Source organism: Xanthomonas sp. MUS 060 (assembly GCF_000963215.1).
Lineage (GTDB): Bacteria > Pseudomonadota > Gammaproteobacteria > Xanthomonadales > Xanthomonadaceae > Xanthomonas_A.
The window spans coordinates 1-5,987 of record NZ_JZIM01000049.1; the positions used below are offsets into that span (position 1 = coordinate 1).

Genomic DNA, 5,987 nt, shown 5'->3' on the forward strand with positions numbered 1-5,987 from the left:
CCGTCAACCCCAATACTGCGCAAACCGACTGGATCACTGTCAGCAACGTCCATCGCCTGCTGGCATTGATCGTGATCGGTGCCAACGTAGGCAGCGTGCTGAACGCACAGCTATTGCAAGCACTCGACACCACAGGAACCAACGCCAAACCAATCACTGGTGCCAACGGCCAAGCCAAAGCGCTGACGCCGATCACCATCGGCAATGCGGCCAACCTGCAGGCACTGATCGATTGCTCGGTCGATGAACTCGACACCAACAACGGCTACGCCTTCGTGCAATTGCAAATCACGCTCTCCTCCGTCGGCCCCATCGCTGGTCTGCTGCTGGGCATCAATCCACGTTTCGAACCTGCCAGCGCTCTCAACGCTGCATCCGTCTTGATTGCAGATCACCGGCTGATCTTGGATCTGCCCTCATCGACACAGTTCACCCCAACCGCTCCACCCTTATCAAAGGAGTTTTTCCATGGACCTCGTCCGCTATTTCACCGACTTCTTCCACGTCAACGGCGCAGGCATGCAATGCGTCAAGTACGCCAAGGACCAGACCTACCCTGCCAATGACGAAACCCTCGCTCACGTCGAAGCCGGACACGCGCAGATCGTGGTGATCGATGTCACCGCCACACGCACCGGCGCCCCACAGACCGACCAAAGTCCGGCACCCGGATCGGGGCAGCAACCGGCCAGCGACACCGACACCTCGGCACAGACCAGCGCAGCAACGCCTGGCCAAGTCACTGACAGTGGTGTCACTGTCACCAGTATTGCCAGTACCCCCGGCGCGACCGCAGTCAATGACCCCAGTGCCACAGGCCCCACCTCGGCGGCAACGCCGTGTGCTGACTCCACCGCGGTTGCAAACCCAACGGCAATCGCCGACACCACGCCCACCGCTGCAACCGACACCGCGTGTGTCACCGCCGAGGTAGCAGCGTCTGCGCCAGTCAACGCACAGGACACGGATGCATCCACGACCACACCACCGGTCGCTGCAACTTTACAGACCGATCTGCCTGCGACCACGCCACCGGATACCGCCTCAGCAAGTACTGCCAGCCCAGGCTGATGCCATTCCATCTGGTGACACCACCGGCAGTGGATGCCTTCACGGGTATCGCCGAGCCGGTCTCACTGGAGCAAGTCAAACTGCACCTGCGCGTGGACGTCGCTGAGGACGACGCGCTCATCCTGGCACTGATCAGCAGTGCCAGGCAGATGGCCGAGACACTGACCAACCGTCAGTTGCTCTCGGCCACCTGGAATCTGGTGCTGGATGCTTTCCCAGGTCCGAGCCTGATCGGCGTGCCGGCAGGGACGACTTACTCCATCCCCGAACACGCCATTCTCATTGCGAAGGGGCCAGTGCAAGCCGTGACGTCAATCGTCTACCAAGACATGAATCGCAATCTCGTCACGCTGCCGCCCACGGACTACGTGGTGACCTCCACCGATGAGACCAGACCTACCCTGCCAATGACGAAACCCTCGCTCACGTCGAAGCCGGACACGCGCAGATCGTGGTGATCGATGTCACCGCCACACGCACCGGCGCCCCACAGACCGACCAAAGTCCGGCACCCGGATCGGGGCAGCAACCGGCCAGCGACACCGACACCTCGGCACAGACCAGCGCAGCAACGCCTGGCCAAGTCACTGACAGTGGTGTCACTGTCACCAGTATTGCCAGTACCCCCGGCGCGACCGCAGTCAATGACCCCAGTGCCACAGGCCCCACCTCGGCGGCAACGCCGTGTGCTGACTCCACCGCGGTTGCAAACCCAACGGCAATCGCCGACACCACGCCCACCGCTGCAACCGACACCGCGTGTGTCACCGCCGAGGTAGCAGCGTCTGCGCCAGTCAACGCACAGGACACGGATGCATCCACGACCACACCACCGGTCGCTGCAACTTTACAGACCGATCTGCCTGCGACCACGCCACCGGATACCGCCTCAGCAAGTACTGCCAGCCCAGGCTGATGCCATTCCATCTGGTGACACCACCGGCAGTGGATGCCTTCACGGGTATCGCCGAGCCGGTCTCACTGGAGCAAGTCAAACTGCACCTGCGCGTGGACGTCGCTGAGGACGACGCGCTCATCCTGGCACTGATCAGCAGTGCCAGGCAGATGGCCGAGACACTGACCAACCGTCAGTTGCTCTCGGCCACCTGGAATCTGGTGCTGGATGCTTTCCCAGGTCCGAGCCTGATCGGCGTGCCGGCAGGGACGACTTACTCCATCCCCGAACACGCCATTCTCATTGCGAAGGGGCCAGTGCAAGCCGTGACGTCAATCGTCTACCAAGACATGAATCGCAATCTCGTCACGCTGCCGCCCACGGACTACGTGGTGACCTCCACCGATGACCTGGACACGCATCACACCGATCTTCGGCCAGACCTGGCAACCGACCCTGCCACAGATCGGCGCGGTCAATGTCCAGTTCCTCGCCGGCTACGCCGACTCTACCCAGGTGCCAGAGGGCATCAAACACTGGATCAAGTTGCGTGTGGACACCCTCTACAACCAGCGTGGCGAGGTGGCATTTACGCGCGGGAATATGAGCAAGCTGCCCTACGTGGATGCGCTGCTGGACCCTTACCGGATTGTCTTGCTATGAGTGAAGCCCTCCTGCTCCCCGATACCGGAGAACTCAATCGGCGCATCGTGATCTACCGCTGGACGGACGCGCCGAACATCAACTTCAACATCGACGCGCTCTTCGATGCCGCGATCAACCGATGGGCCAAGGTCGAGCCTATTCGTGGAATCGCATCACGCATGGGTGTAACGACCGCCGAAGAGCCCACGCACTATTTCTGGGTGCGCTACAGCAACGAAACGACAGCGGATTACTTTTCGCAAGACCGCGTGATCGAGTACCGCAGGCATCGCTATCGCATTCTCGATGCGCAAAATTTCCAGGATGCGGACCTTTTCATCCGCATCACCACCAAGGACCTGGGCGTCATCGATGCGATGGTGCTTGGCGCTCCCATTGCCTGCGCATCACACCGATCTTCGGCCAGACCTGGCAACCGACCCTGCCACAGATCGGCGCGGTCAATGTCCAGTTCCTCGCCGGCTACGCCGACTCTACCCAGGTGCCAGAGGGCATCAAACACTGGATCAAGTTGCGTGTGGACACCCTCTACAACCAGCGTGGCGAGGTGGCATTTACGCGCGGGAATATGAGCAAGCTGCCCTACGTGGATGCGCTGCTGGACCCTTACCGGATTGTCTTGCTATGAGTGAAGCCCTCCTGCTCCCCGATACCGGAGAACTCAATCGGCGCATCGTGATCTACCGCTGGACGGACGCGCCGAACATCAACTTCAACATCGACGCGCTCTTCGATGCCGCGATCAACCGATGGGCCAAGGTCGAGCCTATTCGTGGAATCGCATCACGCATGGGTGTAACGACCGCCGAAGAGCCCACGCACTATTTCTGGGTGCGCTACAGCAACGAAACGACAGCGGATTACTTTTCGCAAGACCGCGTGATCGAGTACCGCAGGCATCGCTATCGCATTCTCGATGCGCAAAATTTCCAGGATGCGGACCTTTTCATCCGCATCACCACCAAGGACCTGGGCGTCATCGATGCGATGGTGCTTGGCGCTCCCATTGCCTGAGAAAGAACAACCATGGAATACGACAGTACACAGGGACAAGTCGCCGGCATACAGCTGTACGTCGGTTTGAAGTTCCATCGCACCATCGACTACGACCGCAAGGCCATGCGCCGTGCCTTGGTCAAGGGCGCGGCTGTCGTGCGCAAGGAGGCACGCACGCTGGTATCAGCGCGTGTGGTCTCCGAACCTGGCGAGTTCCCTGGCCAAGTGACCGGTGCCATGCGTCGCGCAATCGGTGTCATCGGCAAAGGTTCCAAGGGCGGCTGGATCAAGGTGGGCGTGCGCGCCATCCCCGGCAACTTTTATTACCCAGCCGTGCTGTTCTATGGCAGCACGACGCGCAACATCCGCGCGCGCGGCAACTTCATGACCACTGCACTGGCCAATCGCGGCAACCAGATCCGCGAACAAGTACGTGATGCGCTGCGCCAGGCGCTGCGTCCTCGCTGAGGTCACAGACACCATGCAGCTCGAACGCATCGTCGCGCAATTGCGCGCGCTGTGCCCATCGTTGGGTGGCCGGGTGGCCGGCGCGGCCCAATTCAAGCCGGTGCAAGAAGCCACCGCACTACCGGTACCGTGCGCCTTTGTGATTCCGCTGGACGACAGGCCCGAACCTCCGACGGCCCTCAACGCCGTCGGACAGGACATGACCGACAGCTTCGGCGTGATCGTGGCATGGAATACGACAGTACACAGGGACAAGTCGCCGGCATACAGCTGTACGTCGGTTTGAAGTTCCATCGCACCATCGACTACGACCGCAAGGCCATGCGCCGTGCCTTGGTCAAGGGCGCGGCTGTCGTGCGCAAGGAGGCACGCACGCTGGTATCAGCGCGTGTGGTCTCCGAACCTGGCGAGTTCCCTGGCCAAGTGACCGGTGCCATGCGTCGCGCAATCGGTGTCATCGGCAAAGGTTCCAAGGGCGGCTGGATCAAGGTGGGCGTGCGCGCCATCCCCGGCAACTTTTATTACCCAGCCGTGCTGTTCTATGGCAGCACGACGCGCAACATCCGCGCGCGCGGCAACTTCATGACCACTGCACTGGCCAATCGCGGCAACCAGATCCGCGAACAAGTACGTGATGCGCTGCGCCAGGCGCTGCGTCCTCGCTGAGGTCACAGACACCATGCAGCTCGAACGCATCGTCGCGCAATTGCGCGCGCTGTGCCCATCGTTGGGTGGCCGGGTGGCCGGCGCGGCCCAATTCAAGCCGGTGCAAGAAGCCACCGCACTACCGGTACCGTGCGCCTTTGTGATTCCGCTGGACGACAGGCCCGAACCTCCGACGGCCCTCAACGCCGTCGGACAGGACATGACCGACAGCTTCGGCGTGATCGTGGCACTGACTGGACAACCGGGCCGACGAAAAGGGACAACATGCCTGCGACGGTGTGCATGCCATCCGAGCCGAAATTTGGCGTGCCCTGCTTGGCTGGGTACCCGGCCCCGTCCGGGCCGACGAAAAGGGACAACATGCCTGCGACGGTGTGCATGCCATCCGAGCCGAAATTTGGCGTGCCCTGCTTGGCTGGGTACCCGGCCCCGTCAACACCGTCAATCCGGCAACCGACTACAACGGCCTCTTCTATGAGGGCGGTAGCCTGCTGGCGATGGATCGCGCCCGACTTTGGTATCAGTTCGAATTCGGCGCGCACATGTGGATTGGTGCCAACCAGCGACGGTTGGGAAGCGGGTGCATTGAACGCCTTGCCCACCTTCGGCACCGAGGATGCTCAAGGCAAATGGTTACCAGGCTCGGCCGTCAAGCTCGACGTCGACGTCGGCACGCCCATCTTCGATCCCACCGGCACCTATTCGGCCAACCCCAACAGCGATCTCGCACAGTCCACCGTGCCCGCACCGCGTGAGCACGGGCCGGATGGGCGCGTTGAATTCAACCTTTCCGTTGCGACGGTTGGGAAGCGGGTGCATTGAACGCCTTGCCCACCTTCGGCACCGAGGATGCTCAAGGCAAATGGTTACCAGGCTCGGCCGTCAAGCTCGACGTCGACGTCGGCACGCCCATCTTCGATCCCACCGGCACCTATTCGGCCAACCCCAACAGCGATCTCGCACAGTCCACCGTGCCCGCACCGCGTGAGCACGGGCCGGATGGGCGCGTTGAATTCAACCTTTCCGTTCCGTGAGTTGACTGATCGCACAGGTCTGCAACGTTGTTCATCACCGCCCGCCACGGCTGCAGGTCGTCGCGGGCACTTTGCATTGGAGCCAAATATGTACGCCATCGCACAGGTCTGCAACGTTGTTCATCACCGCCCGCCACGGCTGCAGGTCGTCGCGGGCACTTTGCATTGGAGCCAAATATGTACGCCATTCC

12 protein-coding genes are annotated in these 5,987 nt (G+C 61.6%); all 12 read left to right on the forward strand.

Annotation, left to right across the window (positions count from 1 at the left end):
* Positions 1 to 566, forward strand: a 566-nt coding sequence (locus tag XANALMUS060_RS17845; RefSeq protein WP_052688245.1) for a hypothetical protein, incomplete at its 5' end; no start/stop codon positions are given.
* On the forward strand, positions 469 to 1,071 hold the full coding sequence (locus XANALMUS060_RS16475; protein WP_152640581.1) for a hypothetical protein: 603 nt from the start codon (positions 469 to 471) through the stop codon (positions 1,069 to 1,071). The genes XANALMUS060_RS17845 and XANALMUS060_RS16475, both read left to right, overlap by 98 nt.
* Complete coding sequence (locus tag XANALMUS060_RS17850; RefSeq protein WP_052688246.1) at positions 1,071 to 1,529, forward strand: head-tail connector protein; 459 nt, start codon at positions 1,071 to 1,073, stop codon at positions 1,527 to 1,529. Before XANALMUS060_RS16475 ends, XANALMUS060_RS17850 begins: the two co-directional genes overlap by 1 nt.
* Positions 1,526 to 1,987, forward strand: a complete 462-nt coding sequence (locus XANALMUS060_RS16485; protein WP_045739369.1) for a hypothetical protein — start codon at positions 1,526 to 1,528, stop codon at positions 1,985 to 1,987. The genes XANALMUS060_RS17850 and XANALMUS060_RS16485 overlap by 4 nt, the downstream gene beginning before the upstream one ends.
* Positions 1,988 to 2,371: 384 nt before the next feature.
* The gene (locus XANALMUS060_RS22410) at positions 2,372 to 2,629 is read left to right on the forward strand and encodes a head-tail connector protein (protein WP_045739371.1); all 258 of its coding nucleotides are present in this window, start codon (positions 2,372 to 2,374) and stop codon (positions 2,627 to 2,629) included.
* Positions 2,626 to 3,204 (forward strand): head-tail adaptor protein, encoded by a 579-nt coding sequence (locus tag XANALMUS060_RS22415; RefSeq protein WP_235430585.1) that lies wholly within the window; start codon positions 2,626 to 2,628, stop codon positions 3,202 to 3,204. The genes XANALMUS060_RS22410 and XANALMUS060_RS22415 overlap by 4 nt, the downstream gene beginning before the upstream one ends.
* A 103-nt stretch (positions 3,205 to 3,307) precedes the next feature.
* Positions 3,308 to 3,646, forward strand: coding sequence for a head-tail adaptor protein (locus tag XANALMUS060_RS20240; RefSeq protein ID WP_161795469.1), 339 nt, complete (start codon positions 3,308 to 3,310; stop codon positions 3,644 to 3,646).
* A gap of 12 nt (positions 3,647 to 3,658) precedes the next feature.
* Positions 3,659 to 4,096, forward strand: a complete 438-nt coding sequence (locus tag XANALMUS060_RS16505) for a hypothetical protein (protein WP_045739372.1) — start codon at positions 3,659 to 3,661, stop codon at positions 4,094 to 4,096.
* Positions 4,097 to 4,109: 13 nt separating this feature from the next.
* The gene (locus XANALMUS060_RS16510) at positions 4,110 to 4,382 is read left to right on the forward strand and encodes a hypothetical protein (RefSeq protein WP_052688248.1); all 273 of its coding nucleotides are present in this window, start codon (positions 4,110 to 4,112) and stop codon (positions 4,380 to 4,382) included.
* A complete protein-coding gene (locus tag XANALMUS060_RS16515) occupies positions 4,325 to 4,762 on the forward strand; it encodes a hypothetical protein (RefSeq protein WP_045739372.1) in 438 nt (145 codons plus the stop codon). Before XANALMUS060_RS16510 ends, XANALMUS060_RS16515 begins: the two co-directional genes overlap by 58 nt.
* A 585-nt stretch (positions 4,763 to 5,347) precedes the next feature.
* Positions 5,348 to 5,584, forward strand: a complete 237-nt coding sequence (locus XANALMUS060_RS16520) for a hypothetical protein (protein ID WP_152640582.1) — start codon at positions 5,348 to 5,350, stop codon at positions 5,582 to 5,584.
* Positions 5,581 to 5,796: a hypothetical protein gene (locus tag XANALMUS060_RS16525; protein WP_045739375.1), complete on the forward strand. Its 216-nt coding sequence runs from the start codon at positions 5,581 to 5,583 to the stop codon at positions 5,794 to 5,796. The genes XANALMUS060_RS16520 and XANALMUS060_RS16525 overlap by 4 nt, the downstream gene beginning before the upstream one ends.
* Positions 5,797 to 5,987: the final 191 nt, after the last annotated feature.